The organism is Lentilactobacillus diolivorans DSM 14421 (assembly GCF_001434255.1).
Taxonomy (GTDB): domain Bacteria; phylum Bacillota; class Bacilli; order Lactobacillales; family Lactobacillaceae; genus Lentilactobacillus; species Lentilactobacillus diolivorans.
In genome coordinates, this window is the sequence record NZ_AZEY01000068.1 from 119,485 (window position 1) to 141,917 (window position 22,433).

Consider the following 22,433-nt stretch of genomic DNA (forward strand, 5'->3'; position numbering starts at 1 on the left):
GATAAATGGCGGTTGTGCTCTGGAAGGGATTTTACTTCACGTTTTCGCTTGGTAATAATCGTGATTGTACAAAAGGAACGGGACTGGGACAAAATTACTTTTGCACCAGCCCCGATAATCCTTTCGCCCTAATTTCTACCAACAACAGTTAAGGTTTATTCAATACCTGATTAATTTTCCGACGATACCGAATATTAATGACCAGCAATACTAAATTTACCAAGCCTAACATCACTGGTGTCGGCAGGATGATTGTCACAATCAGAATCAAAAACTCAACCGTAAAAAAGCCCAACCCCGCTCGGTGATCCGCAACTTTTTGTGCCGTTATCCGTTGAATCACCCACATCATAAAAAGACTGGCAAATAAAACAATAATAAAAGCCACTTTTATTAACCGACTATTCTCTGCTAAAAGTAGTTGAAGAAATACGGCGTTCAAGATAATCAAGTAAATATCCAACAAAAACAACCAGCGGACCCCCATCACTTGAACAGATGAATGCATTTGAATGTGTAGCTCCCCAATTACCTGATAATAAACAGCACCGATCAAATCAGCTAAAACGACTCCCATAATAAAGTCAAATAATCGAAGTGGCACAATATTATTCAACTTGGCATAAAGGCCTGAAATCATTTCACCTAAAGCAATCATAGTCATCAATCCATATCGTTCAATTAAAGAATCTTTCAAAACATAAGGCATTTTAATGGTGGTATATTCATGTTTCAAAGCCGAGTTCGCAAAAAAGACAGCACTGTAATTGATTATCAATGCCACAATAATCAAAATATATTGAACGGGTTCCCTAACCAATGCACTAGTCAATAAGAATATGAACGCGCCCATATACGTTCGAGACCAAATTTTTGAAGCAGGTCCGTGAGCAGCATCAAAATAACTGATGGCATACCAAACAAAAATGAGCATCAGTTCAATTGGCAGTAAGGCAATAATCAAATACCGAAAGTGGCCTTCAATCGCTTCAGGAATGTAAATCGCGGCTATTCCCGTTAAAATCATCTGAATATTAATAATCCCAATATTAAGTACTGAATCATTTCCATGATTGTCAAAATAACCAGACGTTTCATGCCAGCTCCAGAAGAACCAGCCAAAAATAATAAACGAATTAATCAACGACTGGATTGAAAAATGTTCAACCACGCCATCAGTAATTCGGCCAATAACCACAGCAAAGATCAAATCATAGAAGAGCTCCAACCAGCTGATCTTTCGATTACGAATGACCTCAGTAATATTTCGTGGCTTTCCAAATATTTGAAACATGAATGATATCCCCCTCATCTTTTACAAGTTATTTCTCTTTCACTATAGCAATGATTCATAACAATTTCGTTGCTGGAACCATTTTATTTAATTCATAACATTTCGACTGACCGCAATTAACCATTTAATAATAAAAAAAGCCCAGTAACACAAGTATTTCTGTTTGGAGGAATACCATGATCACTGGGTTCGATGAGTAACTAAACAAATTCATTTAAATGTTACTAAAAAGCAATTCAACTGCTTAATTTAATCAAAGTTAGATTTTTGCAACCGAGGTTTGAACCAATTTTCTGCCGATACAAAAACTCCTCTGGCAGAAATATCGCTGTCATCATCAATCAAGGTTTCAGAAGACCGTCGTGACCTAATTTAATATTTTTAACAAGTTTTTCTTACTCATAACATATTTTCTTTTAAGATGTTTAAGCGACTTAAGATCGGCGCATCTTGATTAACTGTTTTCGTTAACCTGAGTAACCCAGTTGGATACCTGAGAATTTGCTCGGTCAACTTTATTACCATCAACCACTAAAGCACTAGCAAATGTATTTCCTTGATCCCCCTGGTTCCGAATCAATTGTCGTAAACGCTGAACACTGTCACCCTGACCGTAGCCGCCTTGGGTCATAAATGGTGCAAGCCGTTTATTGATAAACTGGTTACCATAAGTATTGATAAATGACACCATTGGGTGGGACAACGTCATCGCCCAAACTTGGTAGCCTAAATAAATTGTTTGATATTGACTTAAATCAGGAACCTGCATATTCAATTCTGGATAATCCTGATTGGTCCGCTCAGAGTTAACCCGTGACAGAGTCTCTTGATAATTACTTGCGTATGGGTCTTTAATAACAATCTCTAAAATATCAGCGTTGGTTTGTTGTTCAATTTTACTGGCCAATAATTCGGTACTACCAGAACGAGAAAAGTAAATGATTAGTTCTTTGGCCGTTGAGGTAATTTTACGAGTTGGCTGATTCTGACTATTGGTATCTTTTCCATCGGAAATGATCCCAGCACCATTTTGCCACTGGGAATCTGTTTTACTGAGTTGCGGGGCAAGGATTAGTTGACCATCGATTTCCCCGCTTGCGTCTCGTTCATTATTCTGTGATGCTTGATTTGCTAGTTTCATTGCAAAGCTGCCTCCAATTTCATAATTCGTTTAAAATGACTTACAAATATTCTTATGATACGTATTCCTTTCTTCCCTCGCACTTCTCATTTACCTTAAACCTTGGAGCTAACTTTAATGCAAGCCTGATTTTGAAATTATCGTAATTTGAGGGTTTTTGAAATCTTGGTCATAAAAAAATACCTCCAGAGTTAAAGTTTTTTACTTTAACTTTGGAGGTATACCTCATCTGAGCCAACTGCTTTTTCAGGAGATACATAATTGAAAAAATGATCAAGTCCCTCACAATAGTGACTATGATCAATTAAGCCTGTCCCAACCATTCAGGAATAAGGGTTTCATACGAATCAATCAATTGTTCCTGTTCGACAAACTGTTGGTTAACCATCAATAAATAACTTTCTTCTTTCCAAAATTGATTATGCGGTTCCACACTGACATGGATTCTATCGGAATCATCCACTTTTCCATAGCCGGCTAGCCACTGAGCCACCTGACTTGGGCTTTGAATGACAGCTAAATTCTGAAAGTCCTCATTTCCAAGATGCGTGGTAAGCTGATCTGCTATCCTAATGCCACTCGTATCCAAATCACCAAGATACGCTAATTTAATCTCGCCTGCCAAAGCTTTCATTACCTTTAGATAAGTCGCATTAAAGTCATTTCCCGATTGTAAAATTAACGGCCACGTTGGATGGCGATGCAGTAACCAGATAAAAACACCATTATTCTCAATAACTACGGCCTTAGCAGTCGCCACTTTCATTTGGAGGATGTCTTTTATTTGCCAAGGGTTAACAGTCACCGGTTGCGGCCAATCCGTTGCAAAAATATTGGCACAGACAAACTCATGGCCAATGATATTAGCAGGTAATTCTGAAATTTCATCAGCGTTAAATTCATTGCTCAACACCCAGTCATAATAGGCATAGATTGCCGGATTAATTTTTCGATCATTAAAGGTATGAGCGACAAATCCACAATCAACCGCCTGTTGTCCTTTCGGTGGCAATAGATGTTTCTGACTAATTTCATCAAATAATCGGTCCAACTGTTCAGCTTGTTTGGGAGCCGGCATTCCAGTCATCCGTTCATATTCATCGCTGTAAATACTCATCTTTAAGCTCCCCAGGTATAGGCTTGTTTGACCTGATTAACATGAAATTTGCCGTCATTTCGATTTTGAGGGGCAATGACTTGATAGGTAATGTTATCAACGCCATCAGACAACAATTTACTTTGAGCACCACTAGGCATGGTTGCGATAAAACTAAACCCGAACTTATTAATGGTCTTAGCAAAAATTCGGGCAGTCTCCGGATCCAGCTTATCAGCAAACTCATCAAACATGACGACGTAGGGGGCATCCGCTTTCGCTGATCGATTAAGAATCATCTTTGGCACTAATAACAACGGTAATACCATGGCCTGGGCTTTCTCAGCTCCCGACCCGCCAGACCTTACGAATCTGTCATCAACAATTTCATAATGATCTTCATCACTCTGACGCCGTTTAATCTTCACAACAAATTCAGACCAGTTTCGAGTATCAAGCAGCTCGTCGGTTTTCTGGACAAACATCGCTTCATCATCAGCCAAGTCTGGATCCGTCGCCAACTTAGCCAACCGACGATCAATTTCCTGATCAAGGGCTGGAAAGGCGTCTAAAGATGGATCCAGTGCTTCTTTAATGACCTGACCGTCAACATCTTTAGATGCCACGAGTTCAATCTTAATTTTAATCCCATCACTATCGGCGGTTCCCTCACTCAGCATCTGGTTAAAATCCTGAACCGAATGATATTGGGCAGTAATCCGCTGAATCACAGCCGTTTTATACGTGTCAACCGCTAAATTTGCGCCACCGTGAATTTGTTGCAGCATCTTTTGAACGTTGGTAAGTTCTGTCTTTAAAATGCCAAACGCTTCATCCACATCAAAAGCTACCAAGACAACATCTTCCATCGTCTCGGTTGTGTGTGGAAACATTTGGTCGGCGATTTGAGAATATCCCAACTCATTAAAAAGGGTATTAACGGCCTGCCTGTCCATCCGATCATCGGTTGAACGATTAATCATGTGGCCGATTCTGTCACTCATTTCACCAATTGGATTATTCCTAATCATTGCCTGGTTTTCAATTAAATAAGCCGTCGCTGTCTCAATTCCGGTCAATTCAGCATCGACAGGTAAATATGGCTGAAGTTGATCCAGTGCTTCAGTCATTCGCTGACCCAGCTGTTGCATTTCCCGTTTCTCATCATCAATTTGTTGATTAAAACTTTCAATTTTTGCATGAGCACCGGTTAATTGAGCTTGGGAACGGTCAATTTGACGTTTCAGTCCATCGTACTCCCTTTGCTTTTGCTGAATCTGATCGTCAATTGTTGGGTCAATTTGTAAAGAGCTTAGCTGTCCTTTAAGGCTTTCAATTTCATGCTGATTATCCTCAAAATTAAACTCTGAATCCATTGCTTCTAATAGTGTCTCCAGTTGCTTTTGAAGCGACACCTTTTCATTTTGAATCGTAACATGTCGTTGACCCAACTGATTTAAGTGTTTACCAATCTTTTCCAAATTAATCGTCTGCTGCTTTAACGTTGGCAGTAATTCGGGCTGACTCAGCATCGCTTTTATTTCAGGATGCTGGGCTAATAAATCAGCTATTTGCTGTTTTAACATTTTGAATTTATCACTAATTTTACCAGCGCCAGTATCGTGAATTGACCGGTTATCGTTATGCAACTGTTCCTTCATTATGCCAGTCCGAAACCCCGTCACATGCCGATCAATACTATCAGACATTTGGTCCTTAGTGTCTGTAAAAACACCCACGGCATCGTTTAAATTGTCACTGTTGCTCACCCATTGTTGATATTGACTAATCAACTGGCTGGCTTGTTGAAAACGGTGAGTTAATGTTTGCGAGATCTCAGTCGGATCAGGATTTTCAAACACTTCCTGCCACTTTAGCTGAATGAGGTTGTCCTTAATTTGAACAATCAATGGCGCCAATTGCGATGTTTTAACATCGTTTAATGATGATTCGAGGTCAGCGGCCGCAACCGCATTTTCCTTCTGTTGCGCTTGAATCTTTTCCTTTTGTGCGGATACTCTTTTATATTGGCGCGCAGTTCGTTCTAAATTTTTAATTTCTCTGGCTAGTTGATCTCGCTGGGATTGAATCAGCTTTTGACGTTCCCGGTTAACTTTAAGTTCAGTCAGTTTGGCCTCGGTTTCATCCAAACTATTTTTCTGGGTCGTAATTGACTTTTCAGCAATCACTGCCGTCTGATTCAATGATTCAATATTGACCTGCTGCCGACGAACATTTCCAGATAATGTACTATAAGGATTAATCAATAATTTATTGAGTTGATTGAAGTTGCCTAAAAAAGTAAGCTGCTTAATTCGGTCAATCCGCTTAAGTGCTTCTTCAATTCTTGCCTGAAGTGATTGCTTATCGTTAACCTGTCGCTGTAATTGGGCTGCTTTCTGAATGATTTCATCATCAATTTTCTCTTGTGAGTTAACCAAGGCTTGACGAATTGGTTCGAATTTGGCATTACCGGCCGTCAACATCGGCGAAGCAATCATTCGATCTGCTTGTGCCAATAATCCCAACTCTTGACCACTTGTAAAGCCAAAAATCTGAAATGCCACAAATTCTCGATAATCGGTCGCTTTTTCAAAGATATGCAGTTGTTTGCCCAGGGACTGGTTTGCCAATCTAAAACCATCTTTATCCAAAGCGTGACCATCATCGGCCGTAGTTGTCACCGTTAAATTAGACTTCGAATCCTCATTAGTTGCCACAAACCACCAAGTCCGACTGCGGGGATCCCCATTAGCCCGATAAGCACCAATCCCCAAAATAACATCACGATACTTTGATGAAAGCTTTTCGTAAGCATAACCAGTTCTGACCTTCATGGCACTACTTCCCCATCCTAATAACATGGCATCAAAGGTTCGACTGTCTTGAGAACTGTTCCGGGGATTAATACTATTACTGAGTTTACCGGTATCCGTTGTCGGATTAAATGACGGAGTTGCGATTGACCCATCAACCAACATTGGAAAGAAACAATTAGCCAACGTGGTCTTTCCCACGCCGTTTTCACCCACCAACGCCAAATTACCATTGTTTGAGACTGGCAAATCAAGTTTGCGGTACAGATTGAAATTTCGCAAATGAAATGAAACCGGGATTAATTTTTTGCTTTTATTCATAAAAAGTCCTTTCAGTAATCCATTTGAGGAATATCGGCAATGTTACTAGCCCTAAATCGCTTTGCAACCGGGGTCCGTTCAAAATAATCTCCTTTGTCCAGCACCAACGCATTCTCCAACAAACCTTTTTTGACGTCCGAGGCGTTGATTGTCCGACCAGGGAAAAGATCCTTGACAACTTGCCGAACCTGTTTTGGAAAGGTTGTTTTGGCCAATGTTGCCCCCATTTTATTCGCTAGGGCGATTGCCACAATAAATGGTTTGGCTTCCCGTTTGTGCTGTTGGCTATCCAGCAAGACTGCATAGTCGTTACCAACCTCTAGTCTAAAGCGATTAAGCGGCTGCCAATCCTTGCTCAACCGCGTTTTATTTTCAATCAATTGTGACCAAAGCTTGGACGATTGTTTGGGTATTAGAAATCGTTGTTGTAACAGGATCCGATTAAGCTGTTGGACAGTGGTTAAAGATTCCGTATCCGATTGATGAGTCAAATAATGAATGAATTCATGCGTAATGCTAATAAAATTGGGGTCAATGTCCCAAAACGGATCCATAATTTCTGTCTGTACGGTGGTGACTGATCCTTCAGGATAATCCGGGGTCAATAGACCAAATCGTTTAACAAAAATTCCATCAATAATTTCATAAATCCGCTGCTCATCCAATTCGGTGACCTCGCTTTGGACCTGATGAATGACACTGGGAGAATCAATGACCATGTCGGATTCGAGTCCATCCATTTGCGGTGAACTGATGATTACTTTTAAAGTTGCCAATAAAACGTGTTTGACTTGATCATCAAGCTCATTGGGGCCAATCATTAACACCAGATTATTGCCAAAATTTAATGGGGATGTCCCAATAAGTGTTTGAAAAAAGTTGGCCACTCGCCGTTGTTTATAACCGTTCTGAAAGGTATGAACCGCGTTTATTTGAAGCTTGGTTGCTTTGGGACCGGGAATAGCTGTGAACAGTTCCCGATCAATCAACTGATTCACAATATATCGATCGGTATTATCTAATTCGATCATCGATTTCACTCCTTCTTAGCGGGTTTCGGCAAACTTGATTGCAAATCCGCTGGGTAAATAGACGCTGAACTTTTCACTCCGGCAATGCAGTCGAACCCGACCAGTATTAGGCAGTGCCCATGCGGCAGTTACTTGACGGCCAAACGGTGCAAAACTTGTAAATTTCGAATAGGCGGTTGCCGTGTAAAGCCGGGCGACCTCATCCCTTGCTAATTGACTTGAAAATTCCAGATCATCATTAACCACGGCTTGGCCAGTCGCATCGGGTTTCATAACCTGTTTGAATTCACGTAGCCCCTGCTGCCAATCCGAATTTTCGTAAGTATCAACCCCAATTTCAGGATTATCAGCTTCGGTAGCGACCTCGCGGGTTGAATTATCAATCACATAATTAACCGGTCTCAGCAGAGAAGCATCCAACAAATTATCTGTTTCTTCATTGCCACGGTCATCTGCTAAATGATTTGGCAAAGCATGAGGAAAGTGAATTGTTGGGTAATGAGCCAGCAGGTCATCAAGCTGATCGACCATTTTTCTTAAATCTAATTGCTGCTGGTGACTGTGCTCATATTCACGGATCAATAAATCAATGGTTTGCTCAATCGTGTTGTACAGCATGTAAACAGAATCAACACTATTATCAATGGCACTGGTTGTCGTTTCCAAACTATTGTTCAACTGGCTCAAACCAGATTGAATAGTCCGTTTGGTTGCATGATAATCGAGCATGAGTTTCTTCTGATCAGATAGTAGATTGCTTAAATCCAAACTGTCTCGCCCTTGCTTACTCCTGGCAATTCGATCGGCATATTTGTCATCCAGCACCATTGCCTGAACTAAGTTACTGGTCCTGATCATTTTAGAAAAAGCCGGAATTGCCCGTTGCTTTAACAGCTGTTGTAATAATTCGGCTTTATCACTGCCGTGGTTAAACGAAATATCATCTGCCAAGTCCGATAAATCTGCATCTAGTTTGTGCATCCCTCTCAAAACATCCTGAGAAGCATCAATCATCTCTTCAAAACGGTTGAACAACTTACTGGTTTCAGTTCCATTAACCTGCCGAAAAATTTCACCAACCAATTGAACATATTCATCAATTCGATTGACGTTTGCTGTCGCAAGTACCTGCGCATCGGCGGCTTTCTGCATGCCATTCATAAACGACAGGCCAGTTGCCCCAATCCGATAGACTTTGGTTTGCTTGATATGTCGAGTACCGTTATGCATCTGTTCACGTACTTTATGACTACTACGCTCAATTAAATTTGCACTTACCAGTCGATCAAGAATTCTCTTAAAAACTTCATTGGTCAATGGCGCTTCATTTGGTTCCAAATAGGCCATGTTGAAATGCTGCAGTAAAAAATCCGGCGTTAATGGTGAATCAATATTTTGCGTGTTGTGCCGCAAAATCGTTAAAATTGACCAGCCAGCTAATGGATGATTGGGATTCCCACCCAAAATAGTGGCTGTTAATAATCGTCGTAAACGGTTTGGAAGTTTATCTGTCATGTAAAAAATCCTTTATTTCGAAATTTTCGATCATTAAATTACTCTTGATAAAACTTACTGTTGTTATTTATCAGATTTTTTCTTAGCCATTGTTAAGTCCTTGGTGTCGATTCGAAATTCCGGGATGACTGGTGACGCATTAATTTCGGTTGAAAATAGTGCCACGGCTATATTTCATTTATCGGTTCTGGTATCCGAATGCCATCCTGAAGACACTTTTTAAGCCAAATCTCTTTGGCACCTTCTAAATCAGCCATTGCTTCTTCAATCGTCGCTCCAAAGGCGATGACACCTGGAAGCAGCGGAATCGTCAGCTTGTAGTAGGATTCCCCCTCGTCTTCTATAAAATTCATAACAACTTCGTACGACAAATTCATATAATACTTTAGACCATTCATTTTTACGCCTCGCTTTCTAATTCTTGAAAATTTTAACAGCCGCCCGGAATACTGTCTCTTGAAAATGCCATGATTAGAAAATGAAGTCGAAAATTTCCGTTTCAAAATTAATATTTGTTAGTAGAACCGCCATTATCGTTATAAAAAAATAAACATGATATTCTCATTCCTTGAAAAAAGGTCTTTACGCAATGGATATTCCTTAAAAATTACTCTCGAGCTTTGTTAGTCTACTTGCCGCACCGTATGCAGTGTCATGCTATCATAATTTATTAATGAGGAAAGAGCATAAAGATTTTGGCTAATACCACTAAATACATAAAAAAATTAATTTGTTTTCAATTAAAAATAATTGGATTACCGAACAATTTAAAAAATAACAGAAAAAAATGAGTTAATCAAGGACTTGATCACTGACCTTTGTTGCTTTAGGCAAAAAAGAAGCGATACCGATTAGCGGCACCACTTCTTTATTTAATGACAGTTACCCAAGTAAAAAATCATTCTATATACGGCACTAACTCCAATTACTATTATCTCTTTACGGTTTTATAATGTGGTGCATACGGATAATGAAGGACATGGAAGTGCCCACCATGAAGCGTTCCAAATATAGCATGAATTTTAACATAATGTTTTCCTATAGGTCGTAAAGAAATCTTATCCATTCCTTGAGCCCCTGGATATGTCCAAATAAGCGTCCGCTTACTTGTTCTTGCTTTTAATTTCGGTAAAGAAACTTCAGAACCATATCCATTTCTTTTAAGAATATGTATGCTTTCTTTAAGTGAAATAGATCTAGTATTGGCAGATACAGCAATGCCCCCAAAATTAGGTGTTGAGAGTGCTGCCAGTGAAAGCAACGTAGCAACAGAAATCTTTAACAAACTTTTCATATTTTGATCTCCTTATTTTAACTTTAATTTTACGCATTACTGTCAGAGCTTTAAACAACAATTGTTAAGTCATTTTACTTCTAATCTCTCTTTTAAGGTTTCTACTAGTATTTGAGATACATCAAGATTACTTGCTTTAGCCATCTCATTAAGATATTCTGGAACCATTACCATACATCAAACAGTCTTGTTGCCTACTAAAAACTTAATCATATTGACCGAAATTAAATAAAAGTGGTACCACAAAGGGTACCACTTTTGCTTTAACTTATTTACTTTTGAGTGAGCATTTTCAATATCGTTTACCGGTATGTTTGCAGTAATAGCGCGCATCTAAACTCATGCAAATCCATACAGCAAACGTATGTTCTATTCCCACTCAATTGTCGAAGGCGGCTTGCTCGTAACGTCATACACAATTCGATTAACCCCATCAACTTCGTTTACAATCCGTGTCGAGATTTTTTGCAAGACTTCCCATGGCAACCGAGCAAAGTCGGCAGTCATCCCGTCGACTGAATTAACGGCTCGAATGGCAACGGTATAATCATAAGTTCGACCGTCACCCATAACACCAACACTCTTGAAACCTGGTAATACAGTAAAATATTGCCAAACTTTGCGTTGCAGACCCGCTTTAGCAATTTCATCCCGTAAGATTGCATCACTATCACGAACGATCCGGATCTTGTTAGGTGTCACTTCACCGAGCACTCGAATTCCTAAACCAGGGCCTGGGAATGGTTGACGCCAAACCAATGAATCGGGCATCCCTAATTTTTCACCAATCTCACGTGCTTCGTCTTTGAAAAGCTTGTTCAATGGTTCGATCAACTTGAATTTCATGTCCTCAGGAAGGCCACCCACGTTATGATGCGACTTAATCGTTTGAGCGGTATCAGTTCCACTTTCAACAACGTCAGTGTATAACGTTCCTTGAGCCAGGAATTCAATGCCATCTAATTTTCTAGCTTCGTCATTAAAGACTTCGATAAATTCTTTACCGATAATCTTTCGTTTCTTTTCAGGATCTGTGACACCCTTAAGCTTGGATAAGAATCGGTCCTGCGCGTCAACTTTGACCACGTTTAAACCAAACTTCCCAACCAAGCTGTCCATAACCTGATCAGCTTCATTTTTTCTCAACAAACCATGATCAACAAAAATACTGGTTAGCTGCTTACCAATTGCTTTGTGTAACAGCACGCCGACAACGGATGAATCAACCCCGCCGGAAAGGCCAAGTAAGACCTTCTTATCGCCAACTTCTTTGCGGATATGTTCAATCTGCAAATCGATGAAATCATTCATCGTCCAGTTAGCTTCTGCATGACAAACGTTAAATGCAAAGTTTTTTAAAATTTCATTTCCATGCTGGGTATTACGAACTTCAGCATGAAATTGAATGCCATAAAAGTTCCGTTCAACATCCTGCATGGCAGAAATTGGGCAGTTCTGACTGGTTGCAACCGTCTTAAAACCATCTGGCACTTTGGTTACTAAATCACCGTGGCTCATCCAAACGGTTTGCTTCTTGGGTGTCCCTTCGAACAGAACCGCATCATCAGAAGTAATCTCGATGTCAGCATGACCATACTCAGCATCGTCGGCTTTTTCAACTTCACCGCCAGCAAGCGTGTATGCCATAATCTGCATGCCGTAACAAATTCCTAAAATTGGAATGCCTAACTTAAAAATATCTGGATCAACCTTTAGCGCGCCATCATCGTACACACTATTTGGACCCCCGGAAAAAATAATTCCCTTGGGATGCATTGCTTTGATCTCATTTGCGGACAATGAATGTGATTTAAGCTCTGAATATACGCCTAAATCACGAATTCGTCTTGTAATCAATTGGTTGTATTGACTACCGAAATCGAGCACTAAAATCTTATCGAAGCTTGATAAGTCCACGTTTGCCAATTCTTCCACCCTTTCAAAGTTGCGTCTTAAATGCTACATAAATAATAAACGATTAGAACCCGTTTGGTCAACTTTATTTTGAAAATCCAAACATTCAATATTTTCTAAGGTACAATCGATCAATAATATGATGTTCGGTCTTGTGCATTATCATATCAGCTCGCGACCGGGTTGGGAGAATATTTGCCTTAAGGTTCGGCAGGTCAATTGTATCCCACACCCGCCGTGCCATCTTAAAGGCTTCCTGGCGGTCACCAATCGCATAATCATAGTAATAATTATCCGGATCCTGAAACGCGGTATCCATTAGACGACCAAATCGATCCAAATACCATTTCTCAATTAACTTTTCATCTGCATCCATGTAAATCGAAAAATCGGTAAAGTCACTAATGTAAATTTGTTCATTGCTTGGCAATTGCAGGGTATTAATTCCCTCGACGATTAAAACATCGGGACGGTCAACCAATTCAAAACGATTGGGAATAATGTCGTAACTTTGGTGTGAGTAGACTGGCGACTTCGTAACCGGCACCCCGGCTTTAACCTCGTTCAAAAAGGTAATCAACTGACGCATGTCGTAACTTTCCGGAAACCCTTTTTTATCGTAAATTCCCCGTTTTCTCAACTCAGCGTTGGAATACAAAAAACCATCGGTGGTAATCAGCTTCACGTGCTCACCGGTGAAATAGTTGCTGAGTAGTTCTTCCAAGACTCGGGCAGTGGTCGATTTACCAACCGCCACGCTACCGGAAATCCCAATAATAAACGGTACCGTCCGCACCCGCTTATGTAAAAAGCGGGCTTTAGTTGTCTGCCACTTATCAAAGTTATTTTTCTGCAGCCGAATCATGTGCACCAACGGTTTGTAAATATCGGCAACATCTTCAATTGAAATTTGGTCGTTAAAAGCCTTGATGTGCTTCAACTCACTAGGGGTCAGTGGCAAATTACGTTCATTTTCATCATAAAAGTGTTTCCACTCAGACTTGGTAAATGAGTAATAATTAATTAAATCATCCATATCTGCTTAATCTCCGAATGTTCTTATATCGTTTCATTATAACATGTCAACGAGGTTGGAACTTCTGCTAAAACACATTCATCAAAAAAAGCCGGAACAGAATTTAACTGCCCCGACTTTTGATATTAGTGTTGTCCCTTTAAAATCGATGTTACAAGGCGTCATCGTACATAATGACGGTTTCTATTACATGTGAAACAAGGCTTATGTCGCTTTCACCTCGCTACGACCGAGCCGTCGACTTCTCCATTACATATTCACTTTCAGGAACTCGATCAAACAATGGTGACAAGTCGTGAGTAGCAATAATTGTCAACCGATGCATGGCTCGGGTACAAATGGTGTAAACCAATTGTCGGTCACGTTCATTGCCGTAACAATCACTTGACGCATCCCACATAATGACACTATCAAATTCCAATCCTTTGGCAAGGTAGGATGGTACGACAATAATTCCTTTAACCAACCGTTGATTCTCAGTCCTAATCAAGGTCGCCCGAACACCAGTCTCGGCTAATTTATTAGTTAACATCTCACACTCTTTCAATGTCTTACCAATAATTGCCGTTGTTTCGTGATCGTTCAAGTTAATCTCAGCCTGTCTCTTGACGGTTTCAACGGCTGCGTCTACCCCGTCTTCAACATAAATGTGGGGTAATTCGCCTTCTCGATTAAACGGCACAATTTCCTCACCATTGGTTAATAAGTGCTTGGTAAAGTTAGTAATTTGTTCAGTTGAACGATATGACTTGGTTAATTGAACAACCCGCGTCTTATCAGCTGGGAACATGGTACTTAATTCATCCAGCAACTTGCGGCTATTTTCATGAGTAAAAATGGCTTGATTCAGATCACCCAGCAGGGTAAATTTAGCTCGTGGAAAACTAAATTTCAAAAAGGCGAGCTGAAAGGCTGAATAATCTTGAACTTCATCGATAAACAGGTAACGAATATCCTTATCGCCCCGTTTACCCGTCATCAGATCATAAAGATAAAGGTAGGCCGATGCATCAGCCAATGATAGCCGCCCCTGTTTCAAGCGACCAATCGTTGCCTTAATATCTTCCTTCCACTGCGTTTCATCAAGACCATAGTGGCCTAAATCAACAATTTGCGGACAACTCCGCAGCATATGAACAAATTGATTGTTGATACTCAAGAAATGGTTACGGATAATTTGCCGATGTAGCTTACTGAAAGCTTTCACCACAATTTGTCGCGCTAAGAACTTAAATTCCTTGTCAGAATCCAGAATTTCCTCTTGTTCACCCTTTTGATGCATCTGTTGAATTTCTTCCCGTGATAAGGTCTGCACGGCGTCTTCAACCCATTTCTTCCGCATTTCAACGTGAATCTTTCGGTTTAACATTTTCAGCAACTTTTCCTTAGTCGCATCCAGCCGATTTCGTAAATTATAGTTCTCATTAAAACTATAGTAGATTTCTTCGACTTTTTCTTTGGGGAACATCACTGACCCGTTGAACATCAAGTTTCTAAACCGCATGTCTTCTTTGTTCAAATGATTAGCATAGGCACTGACCGCTTTAAAGTAATCCAAGCTACCTTTGATATCATTAATTTTTTGAGCGCGTTCCTCAATTTGTTCATCAAATCGTTGCGCCAGTGTTTCAACTTTCAAACTTGGCAATCGATACGAACTATATTGATAAAACGTCATCTGGACCATGTTTTGTTCACCCAATTCAGGTAGCACCTGATTAATGTAATCATTAAACAATTGATTAGGTGAGAACAAAATAATCTGACCAGAATGAAGATTACCACGGTATTGATAAAGTAAATAGGCGACCCGTTGCAAAACCGCCGCCGTTTTACCGGATCCGGCAGCACCTTGAACAAATAGTAATTCTGAATTTGTGTCCCGGATAATCTGGTTTTGTTCCTTTTGAATGGTCGTCACGATACTCTTCATCTTAGTATCAGAACGATTACTCAACGCATCGAGAAGCATCTGATCACCGACAACTTCTTCGGTGTCAAAGACTGTCTTAATTTTTGAATTTTCAATTTGAAATTGTCGCTTTAATTTAACGTTAACGGTTTGTTCACCATCAGGTGTCATGTAGGTGACATCCCCAATCCCACCATTGTAATAAATGCTGGAAATCGGAGCCCGCCAATCATAAATTAAATAATGGTCGGGTTTATCGGTAAATGACGCCATCCCGATGTAAATCGTTTCGGAACGTTTCTCACCAGTTTCATGAAAGTCAATCCGAGCAAAGTATGGATTACCTTCAAGTTTGTTAAGCGTCCCAAGTTCGCGGGCAGCATGTTCTTGGCGGTTTTCACGTTCAGAAAGCATCTGTTGTTGTTGTCGAATCGACATCGCGGTATCCATCATGCCGCTGTAAGTTGAAGTTTTAAGTCGAACATCATTGTTAAAGTTGGCGTAAATGTCTTTGACGTCTTTTTTAGTTGATTTAATCTTCTTTTCAAGACTAGTCTCGGCGACTTTAATCTTGTAAATGACGCCGTCTAAGTGTTGTTGTTCTTGTTGTTTAATATTATCTGCCATAATATGCCTCCCCTAGCAATTTGACTAACTAGTTTATCATATTTATCTAATGAATTCAAAGATTTGTAGCAGAGTGTGATCACCAGCGGTTAGCTCCCAGAATATAAGCGTCCCTAACTAAATATTCCGAACCTGAATATTTAGTTAGGGACGCTTATATGGCCGGGGGCTGCTGGTGGTCGCACGTTTCGACTCGGTTGCCTTTATCACACAGAATATTTGGGCTTGAATATTTGATTAGGAGAGGTTATATGGCCGGAAGTTGCTGCTTGGATCACGTTTCAGCTTGGCTGCCTAGACATTCCTCAAATATTCCGAACTTGAATATTTAGTTAGGGACGCTTATATGGCCGGGAGCTGCTGGTGATCGCACGTTTCCACTCGCTGGCCTTTATACTGCAGAATATTAGATTCTTAATATCTAATAAGGAATGATCAAACCCTTACTGACTATTTCAGAGGCACAGACTGGCATCCTCACTTTGTTGAAACAAATGGTGACGTGACTTATCCATCATTGAACATCATAGACATTTTTCACGCATTCCATCAGATCCAGGTAACTGGGGTCACTTGGCAGAAAAGGACCACAAGTTGGTCAACGAAGCCAGTAATTTAGTTGGTAATATGGATCAAATGTTAGCCAAACATCATGGCTTTATCCGCCATTATGGGACAGATATACCAGAGGTCACGAATTGGAAATGGTCCGGTAACTTGAAAAATAAGTATTGATCGTTAATGAATGTGGGAGAAAGGCACATCGGTCGTAAACTGCCTTTGCAAATTCATTAATCATCTATAAGCCACAATCAAGCGTTAATCGAGTAACGTCTTTAACTCCTTAAATGCAATGGGTAACTGTTTATCCTTACCGTTATCCGTAAAGTGGTGCCCCGTTGGCATCAAGACAAATTTGGCATGCAGATGTCTGGCCAATGTTAACGTGTAGGGATATGGCACACTGGGATCATTTAACGCGGAAATCACCGTCACTTGGTTAATCTTTGGCAAAATTTGAGTATAATCAACGGGATGTTCTGTGAAGGAATCCAGTTCGGGGAGTGTCCAAATCGGTTCGTCAAAGCCCGAAACCAGTAATACATTAACATTTTTGACATCCTGTTTAGCTAAGTAATGGAGCACCTGAATGCAACCCAGACTATGACCAATCAAGGTCATCCCATCTTTAGCCTCAATTGTCCTGTCGCAATATTGATCCCAAGCCTGGACATCCGGGTGATTGGAATCAGGAAAATTCAGTTTCTTAAACGGTATCTTTAATTTTTGTTCAACTTCCCTTTCAAGCCACGGAAACCAATGATCCGTACCAAAGGATGTGTACCCATGAAACATATAAATCATTTCTGTCATCATTATTCACCTTCATTAAAGTTGTAATTAGTTACTCATTATAAGATAATTTACAATCATAATCAGCTGCTTTTTATTCTGACGGATTAATGTAAATTCTCGATGACAACTTTGTAAATAGATTGCAAAAATCATTTTGTGATTGGTACGGTTTTATTAATCCTTATAACGTATGATATAATTTAGATGTTTTAAGTAAATGTATACTTATGACTATTTCAATAAACCATCATCTCAACCTAAATGACGAGATGATGAATATTCCAAATAGTCACTATATTTAGGAGGATTTCAGATGACAATTTCACTTTATTTTGTTCGCCATGGTCAAACATATTTAAATAAATATCACCGAATCCAAGGATGGGCGGACTCTCCGTTAACTGACAAAGGAATCGCTGATGCAGTGGACGCGGGTAAACGACTTAGTCAAATTCATTTCGACGCGGCATATAGTAGTGATGCGCCGCGAGCCATTCAAACCGGCGAATTGATTTTGAAAGAAAACCCGTCAACGTTAACGACCACAATTGCTACCGCAGCCTTTCGTGAATTGAATTTTGGCTATTACGAAGGTGAAGATGACGTGAAAACATGGCACACAATTGGCGGCCCAATTGGCATCAACTCATTCCATGGTCTAATCGCTGAATTTGGCATCGACAAGGCCGAAGACATGATCGCTAAGGGTGATCCTTATGGTGATGCTGAAAGTAGTGACACTTTCTGGGCGCGCCTGCAGCCGGGAATTGACCAAGTCATCCAAGACGCTAAAGACGGCGATAAAATCTTGCTGGCTACCCATGGGACCTTAATCCGAAACGTTGTGAGCAAATGGAGTGATATTCCCGTTGACGTTTCAACCAAAAACGGCAGTGTCACAAAAGTTAACTGGGATGGCAAACAACTATCAGTTGAATATTTTAACAATGTTGGTACTCAACTATAATCACAATCTTCAACGCTAAAAATAGCTACTAAAAAAGTCGTTGTCCACAAATCTGGACAACGACTTTTTTAGTAGCTATTTTTGTAATCGTGAAGGTTCGGTTAACCGTTTCTTATAGATCGGAATTTCGTCTTCACTTGCTCTAATCCAGTGATGAGGCGCAATTTCGACTAACTTACGATCCTTACCGTCAAATTCTTGGCTGGCATCATACGGAATCTGAGTTCGGGCCCGTTCATACTCAGGGTCGGGAACTGGGACAGCCGACAAAAGACTAGCAGTGTAATCATGCAATGGATGGGCGTAAATTTCATCGGAAGTTGCAATCTCCAACATTCTGCCGTAATGCATAACGCCAATTCGATCACTAATATACTTAACCATCGAAAGGTCATGGGCAATAAAGAGATAGGTCAAATTACGTTCTCGCTGCAACTTCTTTAACAAGTTGACAACTTGAGCTTGAATTGAAACATCCAAAGCAGAAATTGGCTCATCAGCAATAATAAACTGCGGTTGAACGGCTAACGCTCTGGCAATTCCGATTCGTTGCCGCTGACCACCTGAAAATTCATGTGGGTATCGGCTGGAATGGTCTCGGTTTAAACCAACGGTCTCGAGCAAATCTTCAACCTGCTTGGATCGATCGGCATCATCCTTTGCCAAATGATTAATGTCAATCCCTTCAGCAACAATATCCTTAACCTTCATTCGTGGGTTCAACGAAGCATATGGATCTTGGAAGATCATCTGCATTTCACGACGGAAGTGTTTCTTCTGCTGCTTGGTTCTTAGCTTTGAAACATCTTGACCGTCAAAAACGATTTTACCAGAAGTTGGCTCATATAAATGGATGATTGCCCGACCGGTCGTTGTTTTACCAGAACCGGATTCACCAACCAACCCAAACGTTTCACCACGATAAACATCAAACGAAATATCATCAACCGCTTTAACTTCATCTGGTTTACCAACATTAAAATACTGTTTTAGATGTTCAACCTGTAAAATTTTATTTTCGTCTGAATAGTCAATCACAGTTGCTCCTCCTGTTCTTCAATGTGTTTGCCACGACTTTTATCAATCGCTTCATGCGTTAATTGCGCATAATGCTTTTGACGTTCAATAATCGGATCAGGTGGTGTTACTTTAGGAGCTCTTGGATCCAAAAGCCAAGTTGCAGCATAGTGCGTATCCGAAACTTTGAAGAACGGTGGTTGCTGCTTTGTATCAATTTCCAGTGCATATTGATTTCTGGCTGCAAAGGCATCACCCTTGGGCGGATCAAGTAAATCAGGGGGTGTCCCGGGAATTGAAGGCAATTCAGTTCCTGATGTATCCATTGTTGGCATTGAATTAAGCAAGCCCCAAGTATATGGATGCTTAGGATTGTAAAAGATTTCATCAACAGTCCCATATTCAACGATTTTACCAGCATACATAACAGCAACCCGATCAGCCATTCCAGCCACAACGCCCAAATCATGAGTAATGAAAATAATGGAGGTATTGGTCTTCGCCTGTAATTCTTTCATCAAATCAAGGATCTGAGCTTGAATTGTCACATCCAAGGCAGTGGTTGGCTCATCAGCAATTAGAATTTCTGGATAATTGACCAACGCAATCGCAATCACAATCCGTTGACGCATTCCGCCTGAAAATTGATGAGGGTAATCGTTAATCCGTTCTTTAGCATTATCAATCCCAACCAGTTTCATCATTTCCAAGGCTTGGGCATATGCTTTTTCACGTTTCATCCCTTTATGAATAATCAGTGGTTCAGCAATTTGCTTACCAATCTTCATTGTCGGATCCAGAGACGTCATTGGATCCTGAAAGATTTCAGCAATGTCACGGCCACGAATTTGATCCATTTGTTTACGGGTTTTCTTCAACAAATCTTGGTCTTTATACATAATCGTGCCGCCGTCAATGACCGCATTTTCTGCATTTAATCCCATAATACTTCGCGTGGTAACCGATTTACCAGAACCGGATTCACCAACGATTGCAAGAGTTTCCCCTTTTCGCAGATCAAAACTAATATCTCGAATGGCTTTGACAGTACCGGCATAAGTTTTGAAGTTGATTTTGAGATTTCGGACCTCAAGAATATCATTCGCGTTTTCCATCTCAAATCACCTACTCTCTACTCTTTGGGTCAAAGGCATCACGCATACCATCACCCAAGATGTTAAATGCAATCATTAATAAGGACAAGACAATTGCTGGATACCACATTTGATATGGCAGGAATTGGAAGTTCTTTTGTCCATCATTAATTAACGTACCAAGTGAAGCTTGTGGTGCCGAAACACCAATTCCGATATACGATAAGAAGGCCTCAAAGAAAATAGCCGTTGGAATCGTAAACATTAAATTAATGATAATAATACTACTCAAGTTGGGCAATAAGTGTTTAAATCCAATTTTAATCGAACTCTCACCCAACGTTCTCGCGGCTAACACAAACTCTTGGTTCTTTAATTCCAGCGTTTGCGCTCGAATCAGTCGGGCCATGTTAATCCAACTAGTTAACGCGATCGCAATAATAATTGATTCCATTCCTGGTTTCAAGATCACCATCAACAAAATAATAACAACCAAGTTAGGAATCGACAGCAAAATTTCAATGATTCGTTGCATGAAAGTATCAACCCAGCCACCAATCCAGCCGGAAATCACACCATAAACAACCCCAACTGCCAAATCAAAGAAACTGGCAACCAACGCAATTGTTAATGAAATCCGGGTTCCATAAAGGATCCGGGAAAATAAATCACGGCCTAAATAATCAGTTCCTAAAATGAAGTACTTAGATCCGGCATGAGCTTGCGCATAAGCATTAATCCGTTGACCGGACTGATCAAGTGTCCCGTTAAATCCATTGATATCAATACCAGGGATCTTTGGTGGTAAATTAGCTAAATTCGGATTGGTTGCATTAGGCGCATGAGTTTCAAAGAGATTGGAACCAAATGCCAAAATGAACAGAATGATCAAAATAATCAATGCAATCATTGCTGCTTTATTTTTTCTGAATCGACGCCACGAATCTTGTAAGAAAGTTAATGAGGGCGCCGAAATTTTTTCACTATCTAAATTTCCGCGATCTTCAGCAGAAATTGGCTTAAAATCGCCAGCTGAGATATGTTTTGCATTATCTGCCATTATTATATAGTCCCTCCTACTTATTAATTCTAATTCGTGGATCAATGATGCCGTAAACGATATCAGTGATCAGCAGCACAACACAAAGCATCGCACAATAAACAATTGTTAGTCCCATAATCGTTGGATAATCGTTCGTCAGAACTGACTTCACAAATTGCTCACCAATTCCTGGGATCGAAAAGATGTTTTCAACAACCATTGATCCGGTCATAATTCCAACGGCCAACGGGCCAACAATGGTTACAACCGGAATTAAACTATTTCGGAGAGCATGATGATAAATAATGCCAACTTTGCCCATTCCTTTAGCCTTGGCAAGTTCAATATAATCGGAACTTAACACATCCACCATTTGCGTTCGCATAAATCGCGCGGTTTCAGCTAATGGCGACGCGGCCAGCGCCAAAGTTGGTAGGACGGTATACATGAAGCCACCCCAGTCAGCAATCGGGAACCATCTTAGTTTTAAACCTAAATAATATTGAAGCAAGACAGCCAAAACAAATGATGGAATTGAAACACCCAAGATTGAAATGATTGTTGCTGTCGTATCAACCCAAGTGTTCGCTTTAATAGCACCAATTGCTCCAACAACTAAGCCTGCCAATACACCAACAACCATTGCTTCACCACCAATAGTCAGTGAAGGTCCCATTCGACTGCCAATCAGGTACGAAACTGGTTGGTTACTAAACTGGAAGGATGTTCCAAAATTACCATGAACAACCCCGCCCAGATAAACCAAATACTGCTGCCAAAGTGGCTTATCCAGTCCATATTGCTTATAAATCTGATGAATCTGGCCTGGCGTTAACTTAGCTTGGTTAGTCAACGGCGTCCCGGGCATAAATTTCATCAGAAAGAAGGTAGCTGTCGTAACAATAAACAAGGTCAGAATAATGTAGAATATTCTTTTCGCCAAGTACTTTGCCATAGAAA

At 40.3% G+C, this 22,433-nt stretch carries 18 protein-coding genes; 2 read left to right on the forward strand and 16 right to left on the reverse strand.

Annotated features, from left to right (window positions below):
- Positions 1–148: 148 nt before the first annotated feature.
- From FC85_RS07095 to helD, 11 genes are all read right to left on the reverse strand, one after another.
- On the reverse strand, positions 149–1,294 hold the full coding sequence (locus FC85_RS07095) for a low temperature requirement protein A (protein WP_057864834.1): 1,146 nt from the start codon (positions 1,292–1,294) through the stop codon (positions 149–151).
- A 454-nt stretch (positions 1,295–1,748) separates the two neighbouring features.
- Positions 1,749–2,435 (reverse strand): flavodoxin, encoded by a 687-nt coding sequence (locus tag FC85_RS07100; RefSeq protein ID WP_057864835.1) that lies wholly within the window; start codon positions 2,433–2,435, stop codon positions 1,749–1,751.
- A 304-nt stretch (positions 2,436–2,739) separates the two neighbouring features.
- Complete coding sequence (locus FC85_RS07105) at positions 2,740–3,552, reverse strand: DUF2399 domain-containing protein (RefSeq protein ID WP_057864836.1); 813 nt, start codon at positions 3,550–3,552, stop codon at positions 2,740–2,742.
- A gap of 2 nt (positions 3,553–3,554) precedes the next feature.
- Positions 3,555–6,668, reverse strand: a complete 3,114-nt coding sequence (locus tag FC85_RS07110; protein ID WP_057864837.1) for an SbcC/MukB-like Walker B domain-containing protein — start codon at positions 6,666–6,668, stop codon at positions 3,555–3,557.
- Positions 6,669–6,679: 11 nt separating this feature from the next.
- A complete protein-coding gene (locus FC85_RS07115) occupies positions 6,680–7,699 on the reverse strand; it encodes a hypothetical protein (RefSeq protein ID WP_057864838.1) in 1,020 nt (339 codons plus the stop codon).
- A 15-nt stretch (positions 7,700–7,714) separates the two neighbouring features.
- Positions 7,715–9,214 (reverse strand): hypothetical protein, encoded by a 1,500-nt coding sequence (locus FC85_RS07120; protein ID WP_057864839.1) that lies wholly within the window; start codon positions 9,212–9,214, stop codon positions 7,715–7,717.
- Positions 9,215–9,381: 167 nt separating this feature from the next.
- Positions 9,382–9,612, reverse strand: a complete 231-nt coding sequence (locus FC85_RS07125) for a type II toxin-antitoxin system HicB family antitoxin (RefSeq protein ID WP_057864840.1) — start codon at positions 9,610–9,612, stop codon at positions 9,382–9,384.
- Positions 9,613–10,145: 533 nt separating this feature from the next.
- Positions 10,146–10,508, reverse strand: coding sequence for a hypothetical protein (locus FC85_RS07130; RefSeq protein WP_057864841.1), 363 nt, complete (start codon positions 10,506–10,508; stop codon positions 10,146–10,148).
- A gap of 369 nt (positions 10,509–10,877) precedes the next feature.
- The gene (gene guaA, locus FC85_RS07135; protein WP_057864842.1) at positions 10,878–12,434 is read right to left on the reverse strand and encodes a glutamine-hydrolyzing GMP synthase; all 1,557 of its coding nucleotides are present in this window, start codon (positions 12,432–12,434) and stop codon (positions 10,878–10,880) included.
- A gap of 94 nt (positions 12,435–12,528) precedes the next feature.
- On the reverse strand, positions 12,529–13,458 hold the full coding sequence (gene coaA, locus FC85_RS07140; protein ID WP_057864843.1) for a type I pantothenate kinase: 930 nt from the start codon (positions 13,456–13,458) through the stop codon (positions 12,529–12,531).
- Between the two features lie 223 nt (positions 13,459–13,681).
- A complete protein-coding gene (gene helD, locus FC85_RS07145; RefSeq protein WP_057864844.1) occupies positions 13,682–15,997 on the reverse strand; it encodes an RNA polymerase recycling motor HelD in 2,316 nt (771 codons plus the stop codon).
- Between the two features lie 573 nt (positions 15,998–16,570).
- Between helD and FC85_RS15710 the strand changes: the two genes are divergently transcribed.
- A complete protein-coding gene (locus tag FC85_RS15710) occupies positions 16,571–16,732 on the forward strand; it encodes a phosphoketolase family protein (protein WP_157051280.1) in 162 nt (53 codons plus the stop codon).
- 84 nt (positions 16,733–16,816) lie between these two features.
- On the opposite strand, the gene FC85_RS07150 is transcribed toward FC85_RS15710, so the two are convergent.
- On the reverse strand, positions 16,817–17,374 hold the full coding sequence (locus FC85_RS07150; RefSeq protein WP_186825065.1) for an RBBP9/YdeN family alpha/beta hydrolase: 558 nt from the start codon (positions 17,372–17,374) through the stop codon (positions 16,817–16,819).
- A gap of 292 nt (positions 17,375–17,666) precedes the next feature.
- On the opposite strand from FC85_RS07150, the gene FC85_RS07155 reads away from it, so the two are divergent.
- Positions 17,667–18,320: a histidine phosphatase family protein gene (locus FC85_RS07155; RefSeq protein ID WP_057864845.1), complete on the forward strand. Its 654-nt coding sequence runs from the start codon at positions 17,667–17,669 to the stop codon at positions 18,318–18,320.
- 75 nt (positions 18,321–18,395) lie between these two features.
- Here FC85_RS07155 and FC85_RS07160 read toward each other — a convergent pair whose 3' ends face one another.
- Genes FC85_RS07160 through opp3b form a run of 4 tightly spaced genes read right to left on the reverse strand, consistent with a single transcriptional unit; the run spans position 18,396 to position 22,428 of the window.
- Positions 18,396–19,358 (reverse strand): ABC transporter ATP-binding protein, encoded by a 963-nt coding sequence (locus FC85_RS07160; protein ID WP_057864846.1) that lies wholly within the window; start codon positions 19,356–19,358, stop codon positions 18,396–18,398.
- Positions 19,355–20,452, reverse strand: a complete 1,098-nt coding sequence (locus tag FC85_RS07165; protein WP_057864847.1) for an ABC transporter ATP-binding protein — start codon at positions 20,450–20,452, stop codon at positions 19,355–19,357. Before FC85_RS07165 ends, FC85_RS07160 begins: the two co-directional genes overlap by 4 nt.
- Before the next feature lie 10 nt (positions 20,453–20,462).
- Positions 20,463–21,491 carry an ABC transporter permease gene (locus FC85_RS07170; protein ID WP_057864848.1) on the reverse strand — a complete coding sequence of 343 codons (1,029 nt, stop codon included), beginning with the start codon at positions 21,489–21,491 and terminating at the stop codon, positions 20,463–20,465.
- Positions 21,492–21,507: 16 nt separating this feature from the next.
- A complete protein-coding gene (opp3b, locus tag FC85_RS07175; protein WP_057864849.1) occupies positions 21,508–22,428 on the reverse strand; it encodes an oligopeptide ABC transporter permease in 921 nt (306 codons plus the stop codon).
- Between the last annotated feature and the right edge of the window lie 5 nt (positions 22,429–22,433).